This is a genomic window from Streptomyces minutiscleroticus, assembly GCF_014650875.1.
Classification (GTDB): Bacteria; Actinomycetota; Actinomycetes; order Streptomycetales; family Streptomycetaceae; genus Streptomyces; species Streptomyces minutiscleroticus.
The window spans coordinates 104,812-130,032 of record NZ_BMVU01000019.1 but is presented as its reverse complement, the minus strand read 5'-3'; the positions used below and the strand labels follow the sequence as shown (position 1 = coordinate 130,032).

The window sequence follows — 25,221 nt, the reverse complement described above, 5'->3', positions numbered from 1 at the left end:
ACCGGAGCCTCGGCGTCCGGCCGGGAGGAGGCGACGGCGCCCGGCCCGCCCGTACGGGGACGGGGGCCGGACGGTCACGCGGTGCCCGGCGGACCGGGCCGCGGACTACTTCAGCGCCAGCCAGGCCACCGCGGCCAGGACGGCCACGACGACCACCACGCCGAGGATCAGGCCGACGCGCGGGCCGGACGACCCGGAGGGGGCCTGCTGACGGCGGCCCTGCGGCTCCTCGTCGACGAAGGCCCGGAACATCTGGGTGCTGCCCGCGGGGTCGTAGTTGCCCTCGGGGCCCTGGGGGGTGTGTGCCATGAGCCGAGACCCTAGCGAATCAGCCGCGCCGGCCCAAGCGCGGGTTGCCCTTCGCCGCTTGGGCACTTGGGGGGAATGGGGGCCGGTGACCGGCTCGTTCCGGTACGGCCCGCCGCGGTCGCGGGGCATCGCTCGTGTACGGGTGCGAGCGGGGTCCGATCCGGACGGTCGCACCGGAGACAGGAGGATGCCGACAGAGAGGAGCCGAACAGGACAAAGACTCTCCTCCCTCGCGCCCGCCATCCACTTCCCCCCTCCCACCTGCGGGTTTACGTTCGCCAATGCTTGCCTTTAACAAGTTTTTGCGGCGCACCCCCCTCATTTCGTTTGCCTGTGGCAACCAACTGTTTCTATGGTTGCCCTAAGCAACAAAAAATCTCGGGAGGTGTGATGGCCGAGCAGCGCCAGTTCGAGGAGTTGGCTCGTCAGCTCAGTGCCATCGGAGCCGTCAAGCGCGAGCTGGCGCGGATCATGCCGCAGGACTGTCCGGCCGGATCCGCCGCCGTACTGACGCTGCTGGGCCGGCACGGGGACATGCGGATGAGCAGGCTCGCCGAGCTGCTGGCCGTGGACATGTCGGTGACCAGCCGGCACGTCGCCCACGTCGCCGAGCGGGGCTGGATCGACCGGTCCCCCGACCCCGCCGACAAGCGCTCGCGCATTCTGCGCCTGACCGCCGCGGGCCAGGAACAGCTCGACGAGCTGTCCCGGCGCTCCACGGAACTGCTCACGCAGCGGCTGAGCGACTGGACCGACGCCGAGGTCGGCCAGCTGATCCAGCTCATGAACCGGCTGCGGTCCAGCTTCGGGGACTGCCGCGCCACGGCCCGGCCGCCCGCCTCCGCAGAACAGACCACCCGTACACCCTCATGACGCACCACAAGAAAAGGAACCCCATGGCAACGACCACACCATCCGGTGTGCGGGGCTCTCACGCCAAGCACGGAGGGGGAACCTCCGACGGCGCGCCGATGACGCACCGGCAGATCATGGAGGCGCTCTCCGGGCTGCTGCTCGGCATGTTCGCCGCCATCCTGTCGTCGACGATCGTCACCAACGCCCTGCCCGAGATCGTCGGCGACCTCGGCGGCGGTCAGAGCGCCTACACCTGGGTCGTCACCGCCTCTCTGCTGGCGATGACCGCCTCCACCCCCCTGTGGGGCAAGCTCGCCGACCTGCTCGACAAGAAGGCCCTGGTCCAGACGGGCCTGGTCGTCTACGTCATCGGCTCCGTCGTCGCGGGCCTGGCGCAGAACCCGGCGATGCTGATCACCGCGCGTGCCATCCAGGGCATCGGCGCCGGCGGCCTGTCGGCCCTGGCGCAGATCGTCATGGCCGCGATGATCTCCCCGCGCGAGCGCGGCCGGTACTCCGGCTACATAGGCGCGACCTTCGCCGTCGCGACCGTCGGCGGCCCGCTGCTCGGCGGTGTCATCACCGACACCAGCTGGCTCGGCTGGCGCTGGTGCCTCTACGTCGGCGTGCCCTTCGCGCTGATCGCCCTGGTCGTGCTGCAGAAGACGCTGCACCTGCCGCAGAGCAAGCGCAAGGTCAAGGTCGACTGGGCCGGTGCCTTCTTCATCACCGCGGCCGTCTGCCTGCTGCTGATCTGGGTCACCTTCGCCGACGACAAGTACGACTGGATGTCCTGGCAGACGGCCGTCATGGTCGGCGGCGCGATCGTCCTCGCCCTGGTCTTCTGCCTCGTCGAGACGAAGGCCGACGAGCCGATCATCCCGCTGCGCCTGTTCAGGAACCGCACCATCACGCTGGCGTCGATCGCCTCGCTGTTCGTCGGTATCGCGATGTTCGCGGGCACCGTCTACTTCAGCCAGTACTTCCAGCTGGCCCGGGACAAGTCCCCGACCATGTCGGGCGTCATGACCATCCCGATGATCGGCGGTCTCTTCGTCTCCTCCACGGTCTCCGGCCAGATCATCACCAAGACCGGCAAGTGGAAGGCGTGGCTGCTGGCCGGCGGCGTGCTGCTGACGGCGGGCCTGGGCCTGCTGTCGACCATGCGGTACGACACCCCGTACTGGCACATCGCGATCTTCATGGCCCTCATGGGCCTCGGCGTCGGCATGATGATGCAGAACCTGGTGCTCTGCACGCAGAACCAGGTGGCCCCCAGCGACCTGGGTGCCGCGTCCTCCGTCGTGACCTTCTTCCGGTCCCTCGGCGGCGCGGTGGGCGTCTCGGTGCTCGGCTCCGTGATGTCCACCCGGATCAGCCACTACGCCGCGGACACCATCGGGCAGCTCAGCCCGCAGGAGCAGGCGGCGGCCGCGAAGGCCGCCGGCGGCGGCTCGATCCCGGACATGGACATGCTGCCCCCGGGCATCCGTGAGTGGCTGGAGAGCGCCTACGGGCACGGCATCGCCGACATCTTCCTGTACGTCGCGCCGATCGCCTTCCTCGCCTTCCTGGTGACGGTCTTCATCAAGGAGGTCCCGCTGCGCACCAGCGGTGCCCTGGCCCAGGCCGCCGAGGCGGCCGCCGGGACGCCCTCCCCCGCCGGGGCCCCGGCCGCGGCGCAGGGTCCCGCGCAGAACGAGGAGAAGGTGCCGGCCGTGGCGGCCTCCGTCGCCCAGCCCGGCCCCGAGGGCACGCAGCGCCTGGCCGCGGTCGCCTCGGCGGCCCCGTCCGAGCAGCAGCCGGCCTCCGGCGGCATCCCGGTGCACGGCTTCGTGCGCGGCGCCGAGAGCGCGCCCGTCCCGCGGGCCGCGGTGACGCTGATCTCGCTGGCGGGCCGGCAGCTCGGCCGCTCGGTCGCGCAGGCCGACGGCGCCTACACGGTGGACGCGCCGGGCACGGGCTCGTACGTCCTGATCGCCTCCGCCGACGGCTTCCAGCCGCAGGCCTCGACGATCGTCGTCGGCGACGAGCCGGTGGCGTACGACATCCTGCTCAGCGGCACCAGCGGCCTGAGCGGCGTGGTGCGCGACGCCGAGACCGGCGAGCCGGTGGCGGGCGCCATGGTGATCGTGACAGACGTGCGCGGCGACGTGCTGGCCACCGGGGCCACCGGTGAGAAGGGCGAGTTCGTCTTCGCCGAGCTGGTGCCGGGCACGGTGACCGTCGCGGTGAACGCCGCCGGGCACCGTCCGCAGGCCCTGCCCGTCGAGGTGGGCGGCACCGGCGTCACCGCGATCGAGGTCGCGCTGCACGCGGGGGCCCAGGTCCAGGGCGTCGTCCGGGCGCCGCACGGCCCCCTCGCCGACGCCCGCGTGACGCTCGTCGACGCGGCGGGCAACGTGGTCGGCACCGCCACCACCGGTGAGGACGGCGCGTACGCCTTCGCCGACCTGGACGGCGGCGAGTACACCGTCATCGCGACCGGCTACCCGCCGGTGGCCACCTCGGTCACCGTGGGCGGCCACGGTGTGGACGGCCACGACATCGAGCTCGCCCACCCCGGCGAGTAGTACGGCCCCGGCCCGTGGAGCGCGTCCTGAGCGGAGGCGCGCTCCGCGGGCCGGTCTCTTTTGATCATCAGCAAGGAGAAAACGGGATGGGACTGACCGCACGGATTCGCACGCGGGACGGGTGGGCCGTGTCGCACGCGGTCGTCACGGTGACCGACATGACCGGTGCGCAGGTGCTGCGCGCCGAGGCCGACGCCGAGGGCGTCGTGCGCGACGCGAACCCGCTCGCGCCCGGCGCGTACACGGTGATCGTCACGGCGGTCGGGTACGCGCCCGCCGCCTCCAGCGCGATCGTCACGGCGAGCGGCCGGGCCGACGTCGGCACCGTGACCCTCGCCCGGCAGGGCGGCACCGAGCTGCCGCCGCCCGGACCGTGGACCATCGACCCGGTGCACTCCTCCGTGGCCGCCGTCGCCCAGCACCTGGGGATCTCCAGCGTGCACGGGCGGTTCACGGAGTTCGCCGGGCTCATCGAGATCGCCCCGGACGACGTGGCCAAGTCGCGGGTCGAGGCCGTGATCAGGGCGGCCTCGATCGACACGGGCAACGGGATGCGCGACGGGCACCTGAAGTCGGACGACTTCCTGGACGTGGAGCGGTTCCCGGAGATCACGTACCGCTCGACGGGCCTGTCGCCCGCCGGGTCGGACCGCTGGACCGTGCACGGCGAGCTGAGCCTGCACGGCGTCGTCCGTCCGGTCGACCTGGACCTCGCCTACCTCGGCACGGGCGCGGACCCGTGGGGCGGCACCCGCGCGGCCTTCAAGGCCACCGCGGAGCTGCGCCGCGAGGACTTCGCGATGAACTACAACCAGGTCGTGCAGGCGGGCATCGCCGCCATCGGCACGACGCTGCGGGTGGAGCTGGACATCCAGGCGGTGCAGGGGGACACGCTGCCGGCGGCCTGACGCCGCGGACGGGGCCCCGCGCGGCGACCGCGGCCAGGGCCCCGCGCGACAGCCGCGGTCAGGGCCTAGGCTGCGGCCATGGCACCGAACATCGCGACGAACACCACCGTCTCCCTCGACGAGCTGCTGGACTTCGTCCGTCCCCGGCACCGCGCGATCCTGCTGACGCGGCGGGCCGACGGCGGACCGCAGGGCTCACCTCTGACGGCCGGGGTCGACGACTCCGGCCGTATCGTCGTCTCCACCTACCCCGAGCGCGCCAAGACCCGCAACGCCAAGCGCGACCCCAGGGTCTCCCTGATCGTCCTGAGCGACGAGTGGAACGGGCCCTGGGTCCAGATCGACGGCACGGCCGAGGTGCTGGACTGCCCCGACTCCGTGGAACCGCTGGTCGAGTACTACCGGAACATCGCGGGGGAGCACCCCGACTGGGACGAGTACCGGGCGGCGATGGTGAAGCAGGGCAAGTCGATCGTCCGGATCACGCCGGAGCGCTGGGGCCCGGTGGCGACCGGCGGCTTCCCGGCGCGGCTGGTCCAGGAGGACTGAAGCCGCGGGCGCGCGGATGCCGCGGGGCCCGGGGACGGTGCGTGCCGTCCCCGGGCCCTTCCCGTGCCCCGCGGGGGCGGCGGCCGTGCGCTACTCCGCCCGCTCCACCATCGCCTCGATGCCCGCGATCAGCAGTTCCAGCGCGAACGTGAAGTCGCGCTCGCGCATCTCCTCGACCGTGTCGCCGCCCCGGGCCGCCATGAGGTCGGCGGAGCGCCGCACCACGTCGCCCAGGTCCGGGTCCCCGGCGACGGACGACATCGCCTTGCGGAAGTAGGCCTCCTGGGTCATGCCGGCCGCCGCGCAGCGTGCGATGAAGTGGCCCTCGATCGTGCCGAAGCCGTACACGAACTGGAAGACCGCCGAGGTCGCCCCCATCTGTCCCTGGGCGGGCAGGCCGGTCCTGCGGACCACCCGCTGCACGGCGGAGGAGAAGCCGCGCGAGTGCGGGCCGATGTTGAGGAAGGTCCCGGCGAGCGGCGACAGCCACGGGTGGCGCACCAGCAGTCCGCGGTACGCGGTGGCGAGCGCGCGCAGCTGGTCGCGCCAGTCCGCGTCGCCGGCGTCCGGGTCCGGCAGGTCCATCTCCCCGAACGCGGCGTCCAGGGCGAGTTCGAGCAGGTCGTCCTTGGTGTCCACGTACCAGTAGAGGGACATCGCGGTGACGTTCAGCTCGGCGGCGAGCCGGCGCATGGAGAACTTCGCCAGCCCCTCCGCGTCCAGCAGCCGCACGGTGGTCCGCGTGATCAGGTCCCGGTCGAGGCCGGAGGGCTGGCCCCCGCCGCGCGACGCGCCGCCCCGGGGCTCCTTGCCCTCCAACCAGACGCTGGTCCGGGCCGGGCGCTCGGACCGGCCGGCTGTCCTCACCATGGCGCACCTTCCTCGGAACTCGGAGTCCTGGCCCCGGGACGCGGCACGTCCGCCGGGCCTTGCGCGGGCGGCCGCCGGAACTTCCCGGTCCGCCCGTTCCGATGCTAGGCGGTGCCCGAACGGTTCCGGCCGTGTGCGCGGGACGGGACCGGCCGTGCGGACAGCACCGTGACCGGACCGTGCGGACCGGGCCGGGACCGGCCGTGCGGACGAGATCGGTTCCGGCTGTGCGGACGGGCTCCGGTCCGGCCTCGCGCACGCGGCCGGAACCGTTCGGACACCGTTCTGGCGCACCGGTGGCCGCACCCGGTGCTCAGTCGTCGGCGTGCGCCCCGGCCGGGGGGCGCGCGGGCGGTACGCCGTCCTCGACCGATGGCCGTGCGCGCCCCGCTCTGCGCAGCAGCTCCATGGCCAGCAGACCACCGAGGAGCACCGAGACCGCGCCCACCAGCTGGCTGGTGGCCAGGCCCGAGGAGAAGGCCTCGGTGATCCGCTCCCGCTCCCGCGCCGAGTCCGCGGCGGCGAGCGCGGCGGGCAGCGACGCGGCGGCGACCGGGACCAGCGCGGCGAAACGGGAGCTCAGCACGGCGCCGAGGACCGCCACGCCGAGGCCGTTGCCGAACTCGGCGAGCGTGCCGTTGATCCCGGCGCCCACACCGGCCTTCTCCCGCGGGATGGCGCTCATGACGGCGTGCGCCATCGCGGGGTTGGCGATCGCGCAGCCCACGCCGATCAGCAGCAGGCCGAGCAGGGTGCCCGCGTAGCCGTGGCGGGCGAGGGTCGCGATCGACACCAGGCCGGACGACATCAGCACCATGCCGAGCCCGATCGACGGCGGCGTGCCGAGCCGGGACGTCCACTTCGCCGACACGCCCGAGAAGTTGAGGACGACGACCGTGAGGGCGAGCGGCGCCGTGCGCAGCCCCGCCTCCAGCGGCCCGTAGCCCAGGACGAACTGCAGGTGCTGCGTGAGCAGGAACAGCGCGCCGCCCATCCCGAAGGTGATGAGGACCGCGCCCGCGACCGCGCCCGTGAACCGGCGGTCCTTGAAGAAGTGCAGGTCGAGCATCGGGTGCTCGACGCGGTTCTCCCAGTACGCGAAGAGGGCGAGGACCGCGGCCGCGACGGCCGCCGTGGCCAGGACGCGGCCGGAGGCCCAGCCGTGCTCGGGCCCGGAGATGATCGCGTACACGAGCGCGGTCATGCCGACCGTCGACAACAGCGCGCCCGGCAGGTCGGGGCGGTCGCCCCGGGGGTTCTTCGACTCGGGGACGAGGGCGGCCACGGCGGCCAGGCCGAGCGCCACGACCGGCAGGTTGACCAGGAAGATCGCGCCCCACCAGAAGTGGTCGAGCATGAAGCCGCCGAGCAGCGGCCCCGCCGCGAAGCCGAGCGCGTTCACCGCGCTCCAGATGCCGATGGCCCGGGGGTGCTCGTCGGGCGTGAAGATCTGCAGGGCGACCGCGAGGGTGGTGGTGAGCAGCAGCGCCCCGCCGACGCCCATGCCGGCCCGCGCCGCGACCAACTGCCCCGTGGAACCGGCGAGTCCGGCGATCAGCGAGCCGACGCCGAACAGGGCGAGCCCCGCGACCAGCATCTTCTTGCGGCCGTAGCGGTCGGCGGCGCTGCCCGCGGTGAGCAGCAGGCCGGACTGCACGAGCGAGTAGGCGTTGATCATCCACTGGACGTCGGAGGTGGCCGCGCCCAGCTCCTCGGTGAGGGAGGGGATCGCCACGTTCAGGACGGTGTTGTCGAGCAGCACGGTGAGCTGCGCCAGGCAGATCACTCCCAGGATCAGCCACCGCCGGGGATGGCCCCGGTCGGTCCCGGGCGTCTGGAGGGTCGTCATACGGGCCCCTTCTCCGGCTCTCGACGACTCCGGCGGGGTGCCGCGGGAGTACTGCGGAAATCGCTGCGGGATTGATTGCTATACACCGTAGAACAAGTCTCTTACGGCGTACAACGACACCTGCGCGCATGCGCACACGCGTGCGCACAGGGCGGTGCCCCAGGACACAGGGTCCTGGGGCACCGCCCCGCTGGGAAGGGGACGCGGCCGTCAGTCGCCGGTCGTCGGCCGGGTCAGGTCGTAGAAGGTGGCCGAGCCGACCGTCACCTCCTCGAAGTTCTCCTGCACCCAGGTGCTGATCCGGGAGGAGGCGTCGGAGTCGCCGCCCGTGCCGCCCGTACCGCCCGCGATGAAGTAGTGGATCCTCCCTTCCTCCACGTACTCCTTGAACTGCGCGAGGGTCGGGGACGGGTCGCTGCCGTTGAAGCCCCCGATCGCCATGACCGGGCTGCCGGTGGACAGCTGGTAGCCGGCCGCGTTCTGCGCGCCGACGGCCGCGGCGACCCAGGTGTAGTCCCCCGCGTCCTCCTCCAGCAGCTTCTCGGCCTCGGAGCCGACGGTCGCGCCGTTGAGCAGGCCGCCCATGCCGCCGCCTCCGCCGCCGAATCCGCCGCCCTCGCCCGTGCCGCCGGGCATGCCGTTCTGCGCGCCCTGCGAGCCCTGGCCGTTCTGGCCCTGCTGGTTCCGACCGCCGTTGAAGCCGCCGCCCGGGAAGCCGCCGCCGTTGCCGCCGGTGGGGGGCTGCCCCATGCCGCCGCCCTGCCGGCCCTGGCCTCCGCCGGGGAAGCCGCCGCCCCCGCCGCCGGGACCGCCACCGCGTCCGCCGCCCATCATGCTCGCGCCGGACGGTCCCGCCGTGACGATGGAGCCGGTGTGGCCCGTGTTCAGCGTGCTCAGGGTGTAGGCGGTCGGGCCCGCGAGCGAGGCCGCGAAGCCGAGGCCGACCGTCGCGAGCACCAGTCCGCGGCCGAGCCGCGCCACGAAGATCAGACCGAGGGCGGCGACGAGGCCGCCGACCAGGACCGGCCACTTCAGCCAGGGCAGGTAGTCGGGGGTGCGGTTCAGGAGCACGTAGCCCCAGGCCGCCGTCGCCGTCACCGCGGCGGCGAGCGCCGGCGCCACCCAGGTCCGGGCGCGCTCCCTCCACAGGACGGTGACACCCATGCCGATCACGGCCGCGAGGTACGGGGCCAGGGCCACCGTGTAGTACTGATGGAAGATGCCGGCCATGAAGCTGAAGACCAGCGTGGTCGTCAGCAGCGCGCCGCCCCAGGCGAGGAACGAGGCGCGCACGGCGTCCGTACGGGCGGCCCTGCGCGTCAGGACCAGGCCCGCGACCAGCAGGATCAGCGCGGCCGGCAGCAGCCAGGAGATCTGGCCGCCGATCTCGGAGTTGAACATCCGGTCCCAGCCGGTCTCGCCCCACTGGCCGCCGCCCGCGCCGCCTCCGCCGCCGACGCTGCCGGTCTCCTCGCCGTTGATGCGGCCGAGACCGTTGTAGCCGAAGGTCAGCTCCAGGAAGGAGTTGTTCTGCGAGCCGCCGATGTACGGGCGGGAGGAGGCGGGCCACAGCTCGACGACCGCGACCCACCAGCCGCCGGCGACGACCGTCGCGAGGGCCGACCACGCGAGCTGCCCGAACCGCCTGCGCGGCCGCACCGGCGCGCACACCGCGTACAGCAGTGCCAGCGGCGGCAGGACCAGGAACGCCTGGAGCGTCTTGACCAGGAAGGCCAGGCCCACCACGACGCCCGCCCAGACCAGCCACCGGGTACGGCCGTGCTCCAGGGCGCGGACCACGCAGTACACGGTGACGGTCATCAGCAGCGCGAGCGCGGCGTCCGGGTTGTCGAAGCGGAACATCAGCGCGGCGACGGGGGTGAGCGCGAGCACCGCGCCCGCGATCAGGCCGGCCGCCGGGCCGAAGCGGCGGCGCAGCGCGGCGTACAGCACGCCGACGGTCGCGACGCCCATGAGGACCTCGGGGACGAGGATCGCCCACGAGTCGAGGCCGAAGATCCGCACCGACAGGGCCATCGGCCACAGCGCGGCCGGGGGCTTGTCCACCGTGATGGCGTTGGCCGCGTCGAGGGAGCCGAAGAAGAACGCCTTCCAGCTCTGGCTGCCGGCCTGGACGGCCGCGGAGTAGAAGGAGTTGGCGTAGCCGGAGGCGCTGAGGTTCCACAGGTACAGCGCCGCGGTGGCGAGCAGCAGGCCGAGGAGGGCGGGACGGGCCCAGCGCGGGTCCTCGGTCCTGCCGCGCCACAGGCGGCGCGGCAGCGCGGGCCCGTCCTCTCCGGACCTGCCGTGGCGGTGGTCCGCCGCCGGTGCCGGGGGCGCGGGCTCCCGCACCGCGGTGGCAGTCCCTGGGTCGGCGGCCGGCGGGCCCCAGCCGGGCGGGGGCGTCCCCTGCCGGTCGTGGTGGACGGTCATCGCGAGGTCCTCGGATCGTTGTCGTGCGGGCGCACCGGCGGCAGCTGCGCGGTGGCGTCCCACGGGGCGTCCGCGGCCTCGCCGGCGCGGGGGCGGGAGGAGCCGCGGGAGGCGTACGGGTTGTGCGAGCCGCCCGAGGCGTAGGGGCCGCCCGGGGCGTGCGGGGCGGAGGAGCCGTACGGAGCGCTGGGAGCCGCCGTGTACGGGGCGCCCTGCCCCGCCGGAGCCGTCGGGGGCGCCTGCGGCGCGGTGGGCGCCGGAGCCGCCGCGTACGGCCGGTCCGGCGCGTTCCACGGGGCCTCGGCCCGCTGCGCCGGGGCCTCCTCGCGCCGGTCGGGGAAGACCCAGGCGCGGAAGAGCAGGAAGCGCAGCACGGTCGCCGCGAGGTTGGCCGCGATCAGCACCGCCAGTTCGGTGGAGTGCGCGGGGTCGCTGGTCGCCGCGTTCAGGGCGGCCAGGGAGCCACTGGTGAGGACCAGGCCGATGCCGAAGACCACCAGGCCCTGCGCCTGGTGCCGGACGGCGCGGTCGCGGCCGCGCACCCCGAAGGTGAGCCGGCGGTTGGCTGCGGTGTTGGCGACCGCGGAGACCAGCAGCGCCGGCGCGTTGGCGGCCTGCGGCCCGGAGAAGGACCGGAAGACGCTGTAGAGCAGCAGGTAGAACAGCGTGGACAGGGCCCCCACGACGCAGAAGCCGACCAGCTGGCGGGCCAGGCCGCGCGGCACGCCGGTCAGCTCGCGGTCGCGCGGGTCGTCGCCGAAGGGCCGGACGAGCCGGTCCAGCGGCAGCGAGCCGGTGGCCAGTGCCCTGCCGACCCGCCACACGCCCTTGAGGTCGTCGGTGGCGGTCCTCACGATGTGCACCGTGGAGTCCGGGTCGTCGACCCAGTCGACCGGCACCTCGTGGATGCGCAGCCCGGCCCGCTCGGCCAGGACCAGCATCTCGGTGTCGAAGAACCAGCCGGTGTCCTCGACCAGCGGCAGCAGCTCGCGGGCGACGTCGCGCCGGATCGCCTTGAAGCCGCACTGGGCGTCGGAGAAGCGGGCCTGCAGCGAGCCGCGCAGGATCAGGTTGTAGGTCCGGGAGATGAACTCCCGCTTGGCGCCGCGCACCACCCGCGAGGAGCGGGCGAGCCGGGAGCCGATCGCGAGGTCGGAGTGGCCGGAGATCAGTGGCGCCACCAGCGGGAGCAGGGCGTTGAGGTCGGTGGACAGGTCCACGTCCATGTACGCGAGGACCGGCGCGTCCGAGGCGGACCAGACGGTGCGCAGCGCCCGGCCGCGCCCCTTCTGCTCGAGGCGGAAGGACCGGACCTCGGGGATCTGCGCCTCCAGCCGCGCGGCCACCTGCGGGGTGGTGTCCGTCGACGCGTTGTCCGCGACCGTGATGCGGAACGCGTAGGGGAAGGTGCGCGTGAGGTGCTCGTGCAGGCGCAGCACACACGGCCGGAGATCCTTCTCCTCGTTGTAGACGGGGATCACGACGTCCAGGACAGGCGTACCGGCGTGTCCGGCCGGGAGGTGCTCCCGCGCCGGCAGGGTGCCGGGAGAAGAGTCGGTTCGCATGACGACGACTGTCGTCAGACGGCCTGTCGCACCCATGTGGTGGCACTGTGCTGTGCCTGTGAGTACGGTTGCGGGTTCGTTTCGGGCGCCGACGCGGGCAGATGCAGGGTGAACACCGTGCGTCCGGGAACGCTGTCGACCGTGACGGCGCCGCCGTGCGCGGCCGCGACGGCCTGCACGATGGCGAGGCCGAGGCCCGTCGAGCCGGAGGCGCGCGAGCGCGAGCTGTCGCCCCGGGCGAACCGCTCGAAGACGCGCGGCAGCAGGTCGGGCGGGATGCCGGGCCCGTCGTCCTCGACGTCCACGGAGATCCAGGCGCCCTGGCGGCGCACGCGGGCCGTGACGGTGGTGCCCGGCGGGGTGTGGGTGCGCGCGTTGGCGAAGAGGTTCACCATGACCTGCTGGATGCGGGCGGCGTCGGCCGACACCAGCGCGGGCTCGTCGGGCAGGTCGAGCCGCCACAGATGGTCGCGCCCGGCCGCCCGCGCGTCGCTGACGGCGTCCACGACCAGCGGCGACAGGTCGGTCTGCGCGTGGCTCAGGGGCCGTCCGGCGTCCAGCCGGGCGAGCAGCAGCAGGTCCTCCACGAGCAGCGTCATGCGGCCGGCCTCGGACTCGATGCGGCCCAGCGCGTGCCGGGTGTCGGGTCCGGTCCGCTCCCGGCCGCGCCGGGTGAGCTCGGCGTAGCCGCGGATGGAGGCCAGGGGCGTGCGCAGCTCGTGGCTGGCGTCCGCGACGAACTGCCGTACGCGCATCTCGCTCTGCTGGCGGGCGTGGAGCGCGCCGTGCACGTGGTCGAGCATGCGGTTGAGCGCGGCGCCGACCCGGCCGACCTCGGTGTGCGGGTCGGTCTCGGACTCCGGGACCCGCTCGTCGAGGTTCACCTCGCCGGTGTGCAGCGGGAGTTCGGAGACACGGGTGGCGGTGGCGGCGACCTTGCGCAGCGGCCGGGTGGCGACGCCGACCAGGATGTACCCGGCGATGCCGGCCGCGACGAGACCGGCGGCGGTGACGCTGACCTCGACGAGGATCAGGGTGCTGATGGTGTTGGTGACGTCCTCGGTCGGCAGTGCGACGTAGTACGAGTCACCGCCGTCCACGCTGGTCGTGTACGTGACGCGGTACTCCCCGAGACCGGGGACGTCCACGGAGTGCGCGCCCCCGTCCTGCGGCACGGAGGCGAGCGCCGCCTTCTGCGCCGCGCTGAGCGGGACGGCGTACATGTCCCTGAAGGAGCCGTCGGTGTTCTTCCGCTGCCTGGCGACGGCCGCGCTGCTGATCGTGCCGTCCTCCACGTGAGCCGCCACGGTCCCGACCTGCGTGGGGCCCTGGGTGACGACCTTCTCGACCCTGTCGCCCGCCGAGACGTCGTCCTCCGCGGCGCCCGGACCGCCCGGGTCGACGGGGGCGACGACGCCGAGGCCCTTGCCGGGCATCCGGCCGCCCACCGCGCGCATGGCGGTCTCGCCCAGCTTGCCGTCGAGCTGGTCGTACAGGTGCTGGTCCAGGGCTATCGTCGTCACCACGCCGATCACGGAGCACACCACGGCGATCAGCGCGACGGACGCGACGACGAGCCGCGTCCGCAGCGTCCGGGGCCGGGGCCGCCGCCGCGCGCGCGGCCGTCGCCGCGTGCTCATGACGCGGCGGGCTTGATCAGGTAACCGGCGCCGCGCCGGGTGTGGATCATCGGCTCCCGGCCCGCGTCGATCTTCCGGCGCAGGTAGGAGATGTAGAGCTCGACGACGTTGGCCTGGCCGCCGAAGTCGTACGACCACACGCGGTCGAGTATCTGCGCCTTGCTGAGCACCCGGCGGGGATTGCGCATCAGGAAGCGCAGCAGCTCGAACTCGGTCGCGGTGAGGTGGATGTCGTCGCCGCCCCGGGACACCTCGTGGCTGTCCTCGTCGAGGGTGAGGTCCCCGACGACGAGCACGGAGTCGCTGCGGCGGTCGGCGGCGCCCGAGCGGCGGATGAGGCCGCGCAGCCGGGCGACGACCTCCTCCAGGCTGAACGGCTTGGTGACGTAGTCGTCGCCGCCGGCGGTGAGCCCGGCGATACGGTCCTCCACGGCGTCCTTGGCCGTGAGGAAGAGGACCGGCACGTCGGGCAGTTCGCGGCGGAGCCGGCCGAGCACGGCCAGGCCGTCCATGTCCGGCAGCATCATGTCCAGCACCACGGCGTCGGGCCGGAACTCCCGGGCGGTCTGCACCGCCCCGGCCCCGTCACCGGCGCTGCGGATCTGCCAGCCTTCGTAGCGCAGGGCCATGGACAGCAGCTCGGTGATCGACAGCTCGTCGTCCACCACCAGCACTCGGACGGGGCTCCCGTCCGGCCTCAGCAGTTCGGTACGCCCCTGGGGCGAGGTCGTGGTCATGCTCCACACCCTGCTCGGCCCCTCTGAGAGCGCCCTTTCGCCCACCTGTGATTTCCCTGAGAAACACACAGGGGCCTCTCAGGGAACCCCTGGGAACCGGCTCGGACAGGGCCCGCCCGGACAGGGACCGGCCGGGGACGGGGCCGGCCACAGGGACCGGACGGCGCCCCCTACTGCCGGCCCGCCCGCCGGAACCGGTAGCTCCGCTCCACCTTGGCCACGTGCACCGTGTACTCCTCGTACCAGTGGTCGCGTCCGCGCTCCTGGGCCGCGCGGTGCTCCAGGTCGGCGCGCCACCGCTCGATCGCGGCCGGGTCCCGGAAGTACCCGACCGTGACGCCGAGCCCGCCCGGCGTCCGCGCCGAGTCCATCCCCAGGAACCCGGGGACCTCCCGGACCCGTTCCTCCATCCGCTCGGAGGTCTCGTCGTACCCGTGGTCCCCCGGCGTGCGCACGGAGGTGAAGACGACGGCGTAGTACGGCGGTTCGTGCGCGGCGACGGGCGCTACGGAGAGATCGCTCATGCCGCCCACTGTCGGGCCCGCCGCCGCGCCGCGTCCAGCGCCTTTCCGCGGCCCCCGGAAGATCCCGAGCCCGGACCCGACGGAGCACGGTTCGGCGGAACGCGGTGCCGGAGGAGCCCGGTTCGGCGGAACACGGTGCCGGAGGAGCCCGGTCCGGCGAAGCGTGGTGCCGGCGGAACGCGGTTCGGCGGAACACGGCTCAGAAGAGCCCGTCCTGCACCCCTCCGAACTCCCGCACCGGCACCTCGGGCACCCCGTCCGCCGCCGCGTCCGCCGCGGTCAGCTCCCACCCGGGCAACAGCCGCGTGTCGAGGACGACGACGCCGCGCGCGGTGTCCAGGTGCAGGTCGGGCCCTGCGGCGGCCAGCAGCTCCCCGCCCACCGCGCCGCCGGGGACCAGCTCGCCGACGGCGCCCACCGCCGGCCGCAGCCGGTCGAGCCCGAACACGTCCTCGTGGTCGGCCGCCGCGAAGGGCAGCCGCAGCAGGGACTCGGGCCACTCGCCGCGCGCGCTCGCCCGCGCGTGCAGTTCCCGCAGCTCGGCGGCGCGCTCAGAGGCTCCGGGCAGCCGCGTCCGCACGGCCCGCTTGGCGTCGTACGGGATGCGGTCGGGCACGCCCAGGGCGGTGCGCAGCAGCTCCTCGGCCCGCCGCGCGGCCATCAGCGGCCCGCGTCCGAGCAGGCAGAAGGCGACCGCGCCCTGCTCCAGCAGCCGGGCCCGGCCGCGCTCGACGGCCGTGATCCCCACCTTGAGCATGCCGGGCCCGAACCAGGCGAGGTACACGTGGTACGGCCGCGGGTCGTCGGGGGCGGTGTCGGCGGCCACGGAGTGGGCCCGGTCGAGCCGCGCGCACTCCTCGCACCGGGCGGCCGTGCGCCGCCCCGGCACGGCGGCCCGTACGGGACACGCGTTCCCCCGGGCCCCCACGCACGTGCGCTCCGTGCCCGCCGCCACGGCGAACGCGATCCGCTTCCCGGGCGCCAGCACGCTCCCACGCCCGCCCTCCCAGCCGAGGACGGGCGTCCCGGCGGCGTCCCACCGCAGCCCGGCACACCGCCACATCCGCGCCACCTCCCGCGTCCGTGGACCCCGCGCGTGAGCCCAACGCGAGAGGCCCCCGGATCACTCCGGGGGCCTCTCGTCCGTGTGCACTCGGCAGGATTCGAACCTGCAACCTTCTGATCCGTAGTCAGATGCTCTATCCGTTAAGCTACGAGTGCTTGTCTTTTCTGTTGTGTGCTCTTCCTTCCGGGCTTTTCGCCCCGGTCGGCGTTGCGGGAACAACATTACATGACTGGCGCCGTGAGGCGAAATCCGATTGCCAAACCCTCCCTGACCTGGACAAATGATCCTCGCGAGGGCCGGAAAAGGCACTGCGGGGCGGGGCGGGGGCGGCTTCGCGGGCCGGAGACGTTTCCCGGTCCGGGCCGGAATCCGTTTCGGGACGCGGGCCGGCGGTCGTTCCGGACGCCGAAGGAGCCGAAGGTGTTCCGGACACCCAGAGAATCGGGAGCGTTCCGGGCGCCGGGAGGAGCCGGGAGCGTTCCGGGCGCCGGAAGAGCCGGGGGAAGAGCCGAAGGAAGACCCGAAGGGGAGCGGAACCTCCGGAGCGCGATCGGCGGGGAAACCCGCGAACCGGGACTCACGAGCCGGACCCGCCCGCCGGTCCCGCGCGGAACAACCGGCGGGCGGAAACACGGACCAGGACCGGGACCGATGCCAGGACCGGGCACGCGCGGGCCGGGAACGGCCGAAGCCCCGGTCCTGGGACCGGGGCTTCGGATCTGCGGAGGCGGAGGGATTTGAACCCTCGATGGGCTTTAAGGCCCAAACCGCATTAGCAGTGCGGCGCCATAGACCGGACTAGGCGACGCCTCCAGCACAACCAGCCGCGCGAGCGCGAACGGTGCGTGCAGATGATGACACAGCCGAGCGGGCGGTCACCAATCGCCCCCCACGGTACTAGGCAGGCAGGCCAGAGGGCAAAGCCCGGCTCGCGGCGCAACGTCACGCGTCCGGTCTCGTTGGAGGGAGCGGGGCGCGCGCCCCTTCACGCCCCGCCGCACCGACCGGATCCGTCCCCCTCACCGCCGCCCCTCCCGCCCCTCCCGCCGCTCACCCACAGCCGGCGGCGCGCCGGCCGACACCGGCCGGCGCGCCGCCTCCCCCGTCCGACGCCACCGCGTCCGCCCGCCCGTGGAGCTCCCATGCTGCGCCGTCTCCTGCTCACCACCGCCTCCGCCGCCGCCACGCTCACCGCGCTCTCGGCGGTACCCCCGGCCGCGTACGCCACGGCGGTCCCGCCGTCCACGGCACCCGCCGCGCACGGGGGAGACGACCACCTCACCGTCGCGGTCCACGGCACCGGCACCGGGCAGGACGGGACGTACGAGCTCTCCTGTCATCCGTCGGGAGGAACGCACCCGGACGCCCGGGACGCCTGCGACCTGCTGGACAGGCGCACCACTTGGGGCCGCGACCCCTTCGCCCCGATGCCGGAGGACACGCTGTGCACCATGCAGTACGGCGGTCCGGCCGCCGCCCGGATCACGGGCACCTGGGCCGGGCGGCCCGTCGACGCGACGTACGAGCGCGGGGACGGGTGCCAGATCAAGCGCTGGGACGCCCTGGTGCCGCTCCTGCCCGACCTGTCGGAGCACTGAGCCGGACGGCGCGGGGACGGTGCGGCACGCCGCCGGGCCGGTGCGCTCCGGCGGCCGCCCGCGGGCCTGCGGGAGGCCGGCCGGGCGGCCCGTGCGAGCGGCCGCGCGGTCACGGGTTCCGCGGTTCTCGCTCCTCGCTTCCGCATGCGACCTCCCTCTCATCCGGCACCGCCGGCGCACCCCGTGGCCGTAGACTCCCCGCGTGACACGTCGCGGACCGATTGGCAAGATGGTCCCCGCGGTCGGCAAGGTGCGGTAACAGGAGGGAAGCGTCTCGTGAGCAGCAGGCCATCCCGAGGCGCTGCTCGCCTCGCAGCCATACTCGACGCACTCCCCGACGCCTTGGTCCTGGTCAACGCGAACGGGACGGTCGTCAACGCCAACACCATCGCCCTGGAGGCCTTCGAGACCCCGGGCACCGCCCTGGTCGGGCGCGGACTGCTCGACCTGCTGCCGCAGTTCGACTCGCGGCTGATCCCCGGCTCCATGCGGCGGCCCGACACCATGGACCGCAGCGGCCGCACCAAGCCGACCCGGATGATCGCCCGCAGGACCGACGGCAGCGAGTTCCCCGTCGAGGTCACCAGCGCGAACCTGGAGAACGGCCAGCAGGCGTACGACGGTCACGGCTACTCCGGCGACGAACTGCTCATGCTCGTCGTGCGGGACCTGACGGGGACCGTCGACACCGAGGCCGAACTGGCCCGGTCGCAGCGGCAGACCGAGATGATCCTGCGCGCGGCCGCCGAGGGCGTCGTCGGCACCGACACCGACGGCCGGATCGTGCTGGTCAACCCGGCCGCCGCCCAGATCCTCGGCTACCGCGCCAACGAGCTCGGCGGCCGGGAGCTGCACACGCTGATCCTGCACTCGCGGGCCGACGGCGGGCCGTTCCCGTACGCGGAGTCGCCGCTCGCCGACACCCTGCGCTCCGGGCGCAAGCACCGGGTGCGCGGCCAGGTGCTGTGGTCCAAGAGCGGCGACAAGGTCCCGGTCGACCTGACGACCTCGCCCGTGCGCGACGGCGACCAGCTCGTCGGCGCCGTGATGACCTTCACCGACCGCCGCCCCTACGACGCCCTCGCCGAGGAGAAGCAGGCGGCCGAGGAGCGCCACGAGCGGGAGCTCGCCGAGGCCGCGGAGGAGCACGCGGCCGCCCTGGCCCGCGCGGCCGAGGAGCACGAGGCCGCCCTCACCGAGCTGCGCGAGCGGCACGAGGAGGAGATCGCCGCGGGCGAGGACCGGTACGCCGCCCTCGCCGAGCGCGAGAAGGACCGGTACGAGGCCCTGGCGGCCCGGCACGACCAGCTGCTCGCCGTGCTCGGGCGCTCCCTGCGCGGCCCGCTCGACCAGCTCCGCACCGAGCTGGCCGCGCTCGCCGCCGACGACGCCGGGCAGCTGTGGCCCGAGGCCAACCAGGTGCTGCACCACCTGACCGCCGGCTACTCGCGGATCACCACGCTCGTCGACAACGTCCTCGCCTACCAGCGCCTGGACGCCGGGGCCGAGGAGATCACGCGCACGAACGTGATGCTCGACGCGGTCGTCGCGGCCGGTGTCGACGGGGCCGTCGAGCTGATCGGCCCCGGCCGGGTGCAGTTCGCCGTGCACGCGCCGCCCATCGAGGCCCAGGTGGACCCGCAGCGCCTGGCCGCCGCGCTGGCGCACCTGATCGCCGACGTCGCGGGCGTCGACGCCACGGGCAACGCCCCGGTCTCGGCCGGCGGCTACATGGACAACACGGTCGTCGTGGCCGCCGCCCAGCGCGGCGAGGTCGTTCGCATCGAGGTGCGCGGGCCGTACTCCGGCGGCGACCCGGTGCACGAGCCGATCGTGCGCGGGATCGTCCGCGCGCACGGCGGCGTGCTGCAGACGCACGAGGTGCCCGGGATGAGCGGCAGCGCGTTCGTCCTGGAGGTGCCGCTGGGCGAGGGCGCGGGCACCGTCGCGCCGGACCCGGCGGCGGTCGCCGGGGTGGCGATCGCGGACCTCCCGGCGGCCGCTCCCGCGCCCGCCCCCGCCGGACCCGAGGCGATCGGACCCGAGGCGGCCGGTGCCGAGGTCGCGCTGCCCGAGCAGGCCGTACCGCAGGGCGGCGGCCGGCGGCGGGCCCGCCGCTCCTCGGTCGACGCCTTCCTCGGCGAGGTGCCGGACGGGCCCGAGGCCCCCGCGGACGGCGAGGCGGCCGTGCCCACCGGGCGGCGCCGCAGGCGGGCCGCCGCGGAGGCGGAGCAGGCCCCGGCCGTGGTGCCCGCCCAGCACCCCGGCGAGGACGCCGCGGCCTCCGGCGGTACGGGACGGCGGCGCGGCCGGCCGAGCCCGGCCGAGGACGGGAGCGTCTCCGAGGGCGCCGTCGTGACCGCCGCCGAGCATGCCGCGGGCACCGCCGCCACCGGGCTCGGGAAGACGGTGCCGCCGCAGGGCGTGCCCGCTCCCCCCGGGGGACACCGCGTCCGGCACGACGAGGCGCAGGCCGCCCTGCCGCCGGCCCTGCCCGCGCCCGGCGCGGAACCGGCCGGCGAGGCGCAGCCGACCGGCCGGCGCCGCCGCGCGCTGGCCGCGGCCCAGGAGCGGGCGGCCGCCCAGGAGGCGGGCCCGCGCCCGGTGTTCGCACTGCCCCCGGCGGAGGCCGACCGCTCGCCCGAGTACGCCGCCCGGCAGGCCCGGGCCGCGGAGCAGGCCGACGAGGGCCGCCACGACACGGCGCCGCACGACGCCGCCGACGACCACACCCCGCCGCAGCCGCACCCGGTGCAGGCGCCGGCCGGACGCCGACGGGCCCGGCCCGCCCCCGGGCAGGAGGCGGCCCCGGTGCCCGCGCAGGCCGCCCCGGCCGCCGGCGCGCAGCCGGTGCCGGCGCCCCTTCCCGGACAGGCCGCCCCGGTGGCCGGCCCGCAGCCGGTCCCCGGTCAGGCGCCCGCCGGGCAGCCGGTACCGGTCCCCGGTCAGGCACCCGCCGGACAGCCGGTACCGGTCCCCGGTCAGGCACCCGTGGGGCAGCCGGTGCCGGCCCCCGTTCCGGGGCAGGCCGTCCGTCCGCTGCCCGGCCAGGCGGTTCCGCACCCGGGTGTCCCCGGTCCGGCCGCACCGGCTCCCGGCGTCCCGGGACCGGCCGCGCAGGGCCCCGCCACCCCCGGTCAGCCCGTCCCCGGTCCGGCCGCTCCGGGACCCGTCGTCCCTGGTCCGGCCGTCCCCGGTCCGGCTGTTCCCGATCCGGCCGTCCCGGGTCAGGCCGTCCCCGGTCCGGCCGTTCCTCCGCAGGGAGTGCCCGGACAGGCGGCCGCCGCGCAGGCTCCGGCCCCGCGTCCCGCGGACGGACCGCCGGGCGCGCCCGTGCCCGCCGCCGCGCCGCAGCAGCCCGGCGCGCGGCCCGGCGCCCCGCAGCCGCAGGCGTGGTCGGACGCGCCCGCGGGCACCCCGGGCACCGGCGTCCCCGTACCGCCCGGTGCCGCCCGGCCGCAGGAGCCCGCGGCGCCCCGGCCCTGGCCCGGCACCCCCGACGCACCGGCGGCCGCGCACACCGCCGTGCCCCCGGGCGTCCGCGCCTTCCTCGCCGACGAGGGCGACGAGGACGACGAGCCGGACACCCCTGACGTACCGGTCGCCCCGCCGGGCACGGCGGCGGACGCGGCCCCGCACCCCGTGCCGGCCGGCGGCGCCCCGCTGCCCCCGGAGCGCGCGGTGCCGCCGCGGGCCGCCCAGCCGCTGCCCGCCGAGGCCGCCGCGCCGGTCGACCCCGACTCGACGCAGGGCCGTGCCATAAGCGTGCGGACGCTCGGGCAGGGCGTGCCGTTCGGACGGCAGATGACCGACGCGCAGCAGCCCGCGCCGGTCCCGCCCCCGCCCGACGGGCCCGTGCCGCCGGCCCCCCAGCCGCTGCCCCGGTCCCGTTCCCTGCCGCCGCGGCAGCGGACGGGGGCGCAGCCCCAGGCACCGACCCCGCCGCCGCAGCAGACGAACGGCTCGGGCCGCCGCCGCAAGCTCGGCACCCGCACCGAGCCCGCCGCCGAGCACCCGGAGACCGGGGCCCGCCCGCACCCGCAGCAGGCCGCCCAGGCGGCGCCGCCCGTCCCCGGGCAGCCGCCCCGGGCCGCGCAGCCCGCCCACTCCACCGGGCACACGCAGCTCCCGGACCGGACACCGCCGCCCGGCCGGCCCGCCGCACCGCAGCCCCGGCTCGGCACCGAGGGCACCGGCCGGTCGTACGCCATAGGGGCCCCGGACGAGAACGCCGACGAGGGTCCGGAGATGCTCGACGGCCCCGGTGGCGCGGTCGAGGTCGCCGACCAGCCGCACCCGCGGCCGATGGACGACGAGCTGCCCCCGGAGCCGCTGGACAACCCGCGCCGGCTGCTGGTCTGGCCGGCGCCGGACGTGACGACGCAGCAGGCGCTGAGCGACCGCGGCTACCGTCCGGTGATCGTGAACTCGCGCGACGAGGTCGACGCGCAGATCGCGGCGTTCCCGGCCGCGCTCTTCGTCGACCCGCTCACCGGCCCCATCACGCGCACGGCCCTGCAGTCCCTGCGCACCGCGGCCGTCGCGGCCGAGGTGCCGGTGCTGGTGACGGCGGGCCTCGGGCAGGCGACGCGCGAGGCGGCGTACGGCGCCGACCCCGCCGTCCTGCTCAAGGCGCTGGCCCCGCGCGACAGCGAGCAGCACCCGCCGCGGGTGCTGCTCATCGAGGAGCACGCGGAGATCGCGCTCGCGCTGACCGCCACGCTGGAGCGGCGCGGCATGCAGGTGGCGCGGGCCTCCAGCGACGCGGACGCGGTGACGCTGGCCGCGCAGATGCGGCCGAACCTCGTCGTGATGGACCTGATGCAGGTACGCCGCCGACGCTCGGGCATCGTGGACTGGCTGCGCGCCAACGGGCAGCTCAACCGCACCCCGCTGGTCGTCTACACCGCCGCCGTGGACCAGGCCGAGCTGCCGCGGCTCGCGTCGGGGGAGACGGTCCTGTTCCTCGCGGAGCGCTCGACCAGCGAAGAGGTGCAGAGCCGGATCGTGGACCTGCTGGCCCGCATCGGCACCAACTGAGCCGCCCGCGCCCGGCGGGCCCGCCCGTCCGTACGCGGAGGACCCGCCGGTCCGAGGAGGTCCGGCGGGTCCCGCGGGGTCCTGCGGCGGGTCCTGCGGGTCCGGCCGCTCCCCGACGGCCGCCGCGTACGGCCCTCAGAGCCGCGTGACGTCCAGCTCCCCCGCCGCGTACTGCCTGCGCAGCACCTTCTTGTCGAACTTGCCCACGCTCGTCTTCGGGACCGCCGGAACGATCGTCCAGCGCTCCGGGAGCTGCCACCTGGCGATGCCGCCCTCGTCGGCGAGGAAGGCCCGCAGGTCCTCGAAGCCGGCGGACGCGCCCTCCTTGAGGACGACCGTGGCCAGCGGGCGCTCGCCCCACTTGTCGTCCGGCACGGCGACGACCGCGGCCTCCGCGACGGCCGGGTGGGCCATCAGCGCGTTCTCCAGCTCGACCGAGGAGATCCACTCGCCGCCGGACTTGATGACGTCCTTGGCGCGGTCGGTGAGGGTCAGGTAGCCGTCCGGGCTGATCGTGCCGACGTCGCCGGTCTTCAGCCAGCCGTCCTCGCTGAACTTGTCGTGCGGGCGCAGCGGCTGCGCGTCCTGCCCGCCGTAGTAGGCGCCCGCGATCCATGGGCCGCGGACCTCCAGCTCGCCCGCCGACTCGCCGTCCCAGGGCAGCCGCTCGCCGCCGGGTCCGGTGAGCCGGGCCTCGACGCCGGCCGGGAAGCGGCCCTGCGTCAGCCGGTAGGCGGACTCCTCCTCCGTGCCGACGGCGTGCGCGGGCGGCCGGGCGACCGTGCCCAGCGGCGAGGTCTCGGTCATGCCCCAGGCGTGGCAGACGCGCATGCCCAGCTCGTCGAAGGCCTGCATCAGGGAGGGCGGGCAGGCGGAGCCGCCGATGGTGACCTGGGTCAGCGAGCTCACGTCGCGCGGGTGCGCGGTCAGCTCCCCGAGCAGGCCCTGCCAGATGGTGGGGACCGCGGCCGCGTGCGTCGGCCGGACCCGCTCGATCATCTCCGCGAGCGGGGCGGGCTGCAGGAAGCGGTCCGGCATCAGCATGTTGACGCCGGTCATGAACGTGGCGTGCGGCAGGCCCCACGCGTTCACGTGGAACTGGGGCACGACCACCAGCGAGGTGTCCGCGTCGGTCAGGCCCATCGACTGGGCCATGTTGACCTGCATGGAGTGCAGGTAGACGGAGCGGTGGGAGTAGACGACGCCCTTGGGGTCGCCGGTGGTGCCCGAGGTGTAGCACATGGCCGCGGCGCTGCGTTCGTCCAGCTCGGGCCAGTCGTAGGCGGTGGGCTTCCCTGCCAGCAGGTCCTCGTACTCGTGGACCTGGACGCCCTCGGCCCCGGCGAGCAGAGAGCGGTCGCCCGCGCCCGCGACCACGACGTGCTCGACCGACTTCAGGTGCGGGAGCAGCGGCGCGAGCAGGGGCAGCAGCGAGCCGTTGGCGACGATCACGCGGTCGGCGGCGTGCGCGACGATCCACACCAGCTGCTCGGCGGGCAGCCGGAGGTTGAGCGTGTGCAGGACCGCGCCCATGGAGGGGATCGCGAAGTACGCCTCGACGTGCTCGGCGTTGTTCCACATCAGCGTCGCGACCCGGTCGTCGTCGCGCACTGCGAGGTCGTCGCGCAGTGCGTGCGCGAGCTGGGCGGCACGGGCGCCGATCTCGGCGAAGGAGCGCCGGTGCGGCTCGTCCCCGCCGGTCCAGGTGATCACCTGTGAGGTGCCGTGGAGGGCCGACCCGTGGGTCAGGATCCTGGAGATCAGCAGCGGTACGTCCTGCATCGTGCTCTGCACGGCGTCCTCCCGGGGCGACATTGCCTGCGCGGTGGTCAAGGTGGCCTGATTCTGCGCACATACCGCGCGGTATGTCACTAGTGCTGTCCGATCGATCACGTCACGGTGCCCCCACGCGGCACACCGGCGACCGGTCCCCCGGGCCCCTGCCCTCTCCCGCGGCCGTTTTGCCGCCTCCCCCGCGAAGCGCCTTCAGGGCCCCGTACGCCTCAGCGGACGGGACCGAGCTCCGGGTCCTCGCGGAGCTTGCCCAGCGCCCGGGAGACCGCGCTCTTCACCGTGCCGATGGACACGCCCAGCACCTCGGCCGTCTGCGCCTCGCTGAGGTCCTCGTAGTACCTCAGGACGACCATCGCCCGCTGCCTGGCCGGCAGCTTCGTGATCGCCCGCCACATCGCGTCGCGCAGCGCCTGCTGCTCGGCGGGGTCCCCGGCCGGGACCGCGTCCGGCTCCGGCAGCTCGTCGCACGCGAACTCGTCGACCTTCCGCTTGCGCCACTGCGAGGTCCGGGTGTTGACCAGCGCACGGCGCACGTAGCCGTCCAGCGCCCGGTGGTCCTCGATCCGCTCCCACGCGACGTACGTCTTGGTCAGCGCGGTCTGCAGCAGGTCCTCGGCGTCGTTCGGGTTCGCGGTGAGCGAGCGGGCGGTGCGCAGCAGCACCGGCTGGCGGGCCGCCATGTACGACGAGAACGACGGGTAGGCGAGGTCCCGCGTCGCGGCGCTCGAAGCGCTGGTGCATACGGCTGTGGTCATGGCTCCACGCTAGGTTCGCCCCTCGTTCCGGCGGATCGGCCGCAGGTCCCGAAGCCGTGTCCGCCTCAGGTTGTAGGAGGGGTGCGGGCTCCACCTCCTGAAGGTGGACACCGTCGTGAGGGGCGATGAGGGTCCGCCCCCGAGAACCCCGGGGCG

17 protein-coding genes and 2 tRNA genes are annotated in these 25,221 nt (G+C 74.7%); 6 read left to right on the top strand and 13 right to left on the bottom strand.

Features of this window, described 5'->3' with window-relative positions:
- Nucleotides 1-105: 105 nt before the first annotated feature.
- Entirely contained in the window at nt 106-309 is a 204-nt protein-coding gene (locus IE271_RS20020; protein WP_190191725.1) for a hypothetical protein, read from the bottom strand.
- A 390-nt stretch (nt 310-699) separates the two neighbouring features.
- On the opposite strand from IE271_RS20020, the gene IE271_RS20015 reads away from it, so the two are divergent.
- From IE271_RS20015 to IE271_RS20000, 4 genes are all read left to right on the top strand, one after another.
- Entirely contained in the window at nt 700-1,182 is a 483-nt protein-coding gene (locus IE271_RS20015) for a MarR family winged helix-turn-helix transcriptional regulator (protein ID WP_190191724.1), read from the top strand.
- Nucleotides 1,183-1,280: 98 nt separating this feature from the next.
- Nucleotides 1,281-3,737 carry an MFS transporter gene (locus IE271_RS20010; protein WP_506005293.1) on the top strand — a complete coding sequence of 819 codons (2,457 nt, stop codon included), beginning with the start codon at nt 1,281-1,283 and terminating at the stop codon, nt 3,735-3,737.
- A gap of 86 nt (nt 3,738-3,823) precedes the next feature.
- The gene (locus IE271_RS20005; RefSeq protein WP_190191722.1) at nt 3,824-4,645 is read left to right on the top strand and encodes a YceI family protein; all 822 of its coding nucleotides are present in this window, start codon (nt 3,824-3,826) and stop codon (nt 4,643-4,645) included.
- Nucleotides 4,646-4,723: 78 nt separating this feature from the next.
- Nucleotides 4,724-5,194, top strand: coding sequence for a PPOX class F420-dependent oxidoreductase (locus IE271_RS20000; RefSeq protein ID WP_190191721.1), 471 nt, complete (start codon nt 4,724-4,726; stop codon nt 5,192-5,194).
- 90 nt (nt 5,195-5,284) lie between these two features.
- On the opposite strand, the gene IE271_RS19995 is transcribed toward IE271_RS20000, so the two are convergent.
- The 10 genes from IE271_RS19995 to IE271_RS19950 all read right to left on the bottom strand — a co-directional run bounded on the left by IE271_RS19995 (nt 5,285) and on the right by IE271_RS19950 (nt 16,691).
- On the bottom strand, nt 5,285-6,064 hold the full coding sequence (locus IE271_RS19995) for a TetR/AcrR family transcriptional regulator (protein WP_190191720.1): 780 nt from the start codon (nt 6,062-6,064) through the stop codon (nt 5,285-5,287).
- Nucleotides 6,065-6,377: 313 nt separating this feature from the next.
- The gene (locus IE271_RS19990) at nt 6,378-7,913 is read right to left on the bottom strand and encodes an MFS transporter (protein ID WP_190191719.1); all 1,536 of its coding nucleotides are present in this window, start codon (nt 7,911-7,913) and stop codon (nt 6,378-6,380) included.
- A gap of 210 nt (nt 7,914-8,123) precedes the next feature.
- Entirely contained in the window at nt 8,124-10,346 is a 2,223-nt protein-coding gene (locus IE271_RS19985) for an ArnT family glycosyltransferase (RefSeq protein WP_190191718.1), read from the bottom strand.
- Entirely contained in the window at nt 10,343-11,911 is a 1,569-nt protein-coding gene (locus IE271_RS19980) for a bifunctional glycosyltransferase family 2/GtrA family protein (RefSeq protein WP_190191717.1), read from the bottom strand. Before IE271_RS19980 ends, IE271_RS19985 begins: the two co-directional genes overlap by 4 nt.
- A 14-nt stretch (nt 11,912-11,925) precedes the next feature.
- Nucleotides 11,926-13,551, bottom strand: coding sequence for a sensor histidine kinase (locus IE271_RS19975; RefSeq protein ID WP_190191716.1), 1,626 nt, complete (start codon nt 13,549-13,551; stop codon nt 11,926-11,928).
- Nucleotides 13,548-14,288 (bottom strand): response regulator transcription factor, encoded by a 741-nt coding sequence (locus tag IE271_RS19970; RefSeq protein ID WP_190191715.1) that lies wholly within the window; start codon nt 14,286-14,288, stop codon nt 13,548-13,550. The genes IE271_RS19975 and IE271_RS19970 overlap by 4 nt, the downstream gene beginning before the upstream one ends.
- A 170-nt stretch (nt 14,289-14,458) precedes the next feature.
- Nucleotides 14,459-14,812, bottom strand: a complete 354-nt coding sequence (locus IE271_RS19965; protein WP_190191714.1) for an antibiotic biosynthesis monooxygenase family protein — start codon at nt 14,810-14,812, stop codon at nt 14,459-14,461.
- 199 nt (nt 14,813-15,011) lie between these two features.
- On the bottom strand, nt 15,012-15,884 hold the full coding sequence (locus IE271_RS19960; RefSeq protein ID WP_190191713.1) for a DUF2797 domain-containing protein: 873 nt from the start codon (nt 15,882-15,884) through the stop codon (nt 15,012-15,014).
- Nucleotides 15,885-15,960: 76 nt separating this feature from the next.
- Nucleotides 15,961-16,033 (bottom strand) — tRNA-Arg (locus tag IE271_RS19955).
- A gap of 567 nt (nt 16,034-16,600) precedes the next feature.
- Nucleotides 16,601-16,691: transfer RNA gene (locus IE271_RS19950), tRNA-Ser, on the bottom strand.
- Nucleotides 16,692-17,020: 329 nt separating this feature from the next.
- Here IE271_RS19950 and IE271_RS19945 point away from each other — a divergent pair.
- Together IE271_RS19945 and IE271_RS19940 are read left to right on the top strand one after the other, a co-directional pair.
- Nucleotides 17,021-17,476, top strand: a complete 456-nt coding sequence (locus IE271_RS19945) for an SSI family serine proteinase inhibitor (RefSeq protein WP_190191712.1) — start codon at nt 17,021-17,023, stop codon at nt 17,474-17,476.
- Nucleotides 17,477-17,752: 276 nt separating this feature from the next.
- A complete protein-coding gene (locus IE271_RS19940; RefSeq protein WP_190191711.1) occupies nt 17,753-22,516 on the top strand; it encodes a response regulator in 4,764 nt (1,587 codons plus the stop codon).
- Nucleotides 22,517-22,651: 135 nt separating this feature from the next.
- On the opposite strand, the gene IE271_RS19935 is transcribed toward IE271_RS19940, so the two are convergent.
- A complete protein-coding gene (locus IE271_RS19935) occupies nt 22,652-24,331 on the bottom strand; it encodes a long-chain fatty acid--CoA ligase (RefSeq protein ID WP_190191746.1) in 1,680 nt (559 codons plus the stop codon).
- A gap of 188 nt (nt 24,332-24,519) precedes the next feature.
- Nucleotides 24,520-25,065 carry a SigE family RNA polymerase sigma factor gene (locus tag IE271_RS19930; RefSeq protein ID WP_190191710.1) on the bottom strand — a complete coding sequence of 182 codons (546 nt, stop codon included), beginning with the start codon at nt 25,063-25,065 and terminating at the stop codon, nt 24,520-24,522.
- Nucleotides 25,066-25,221 lie beyond the last annotated feature (156 nt).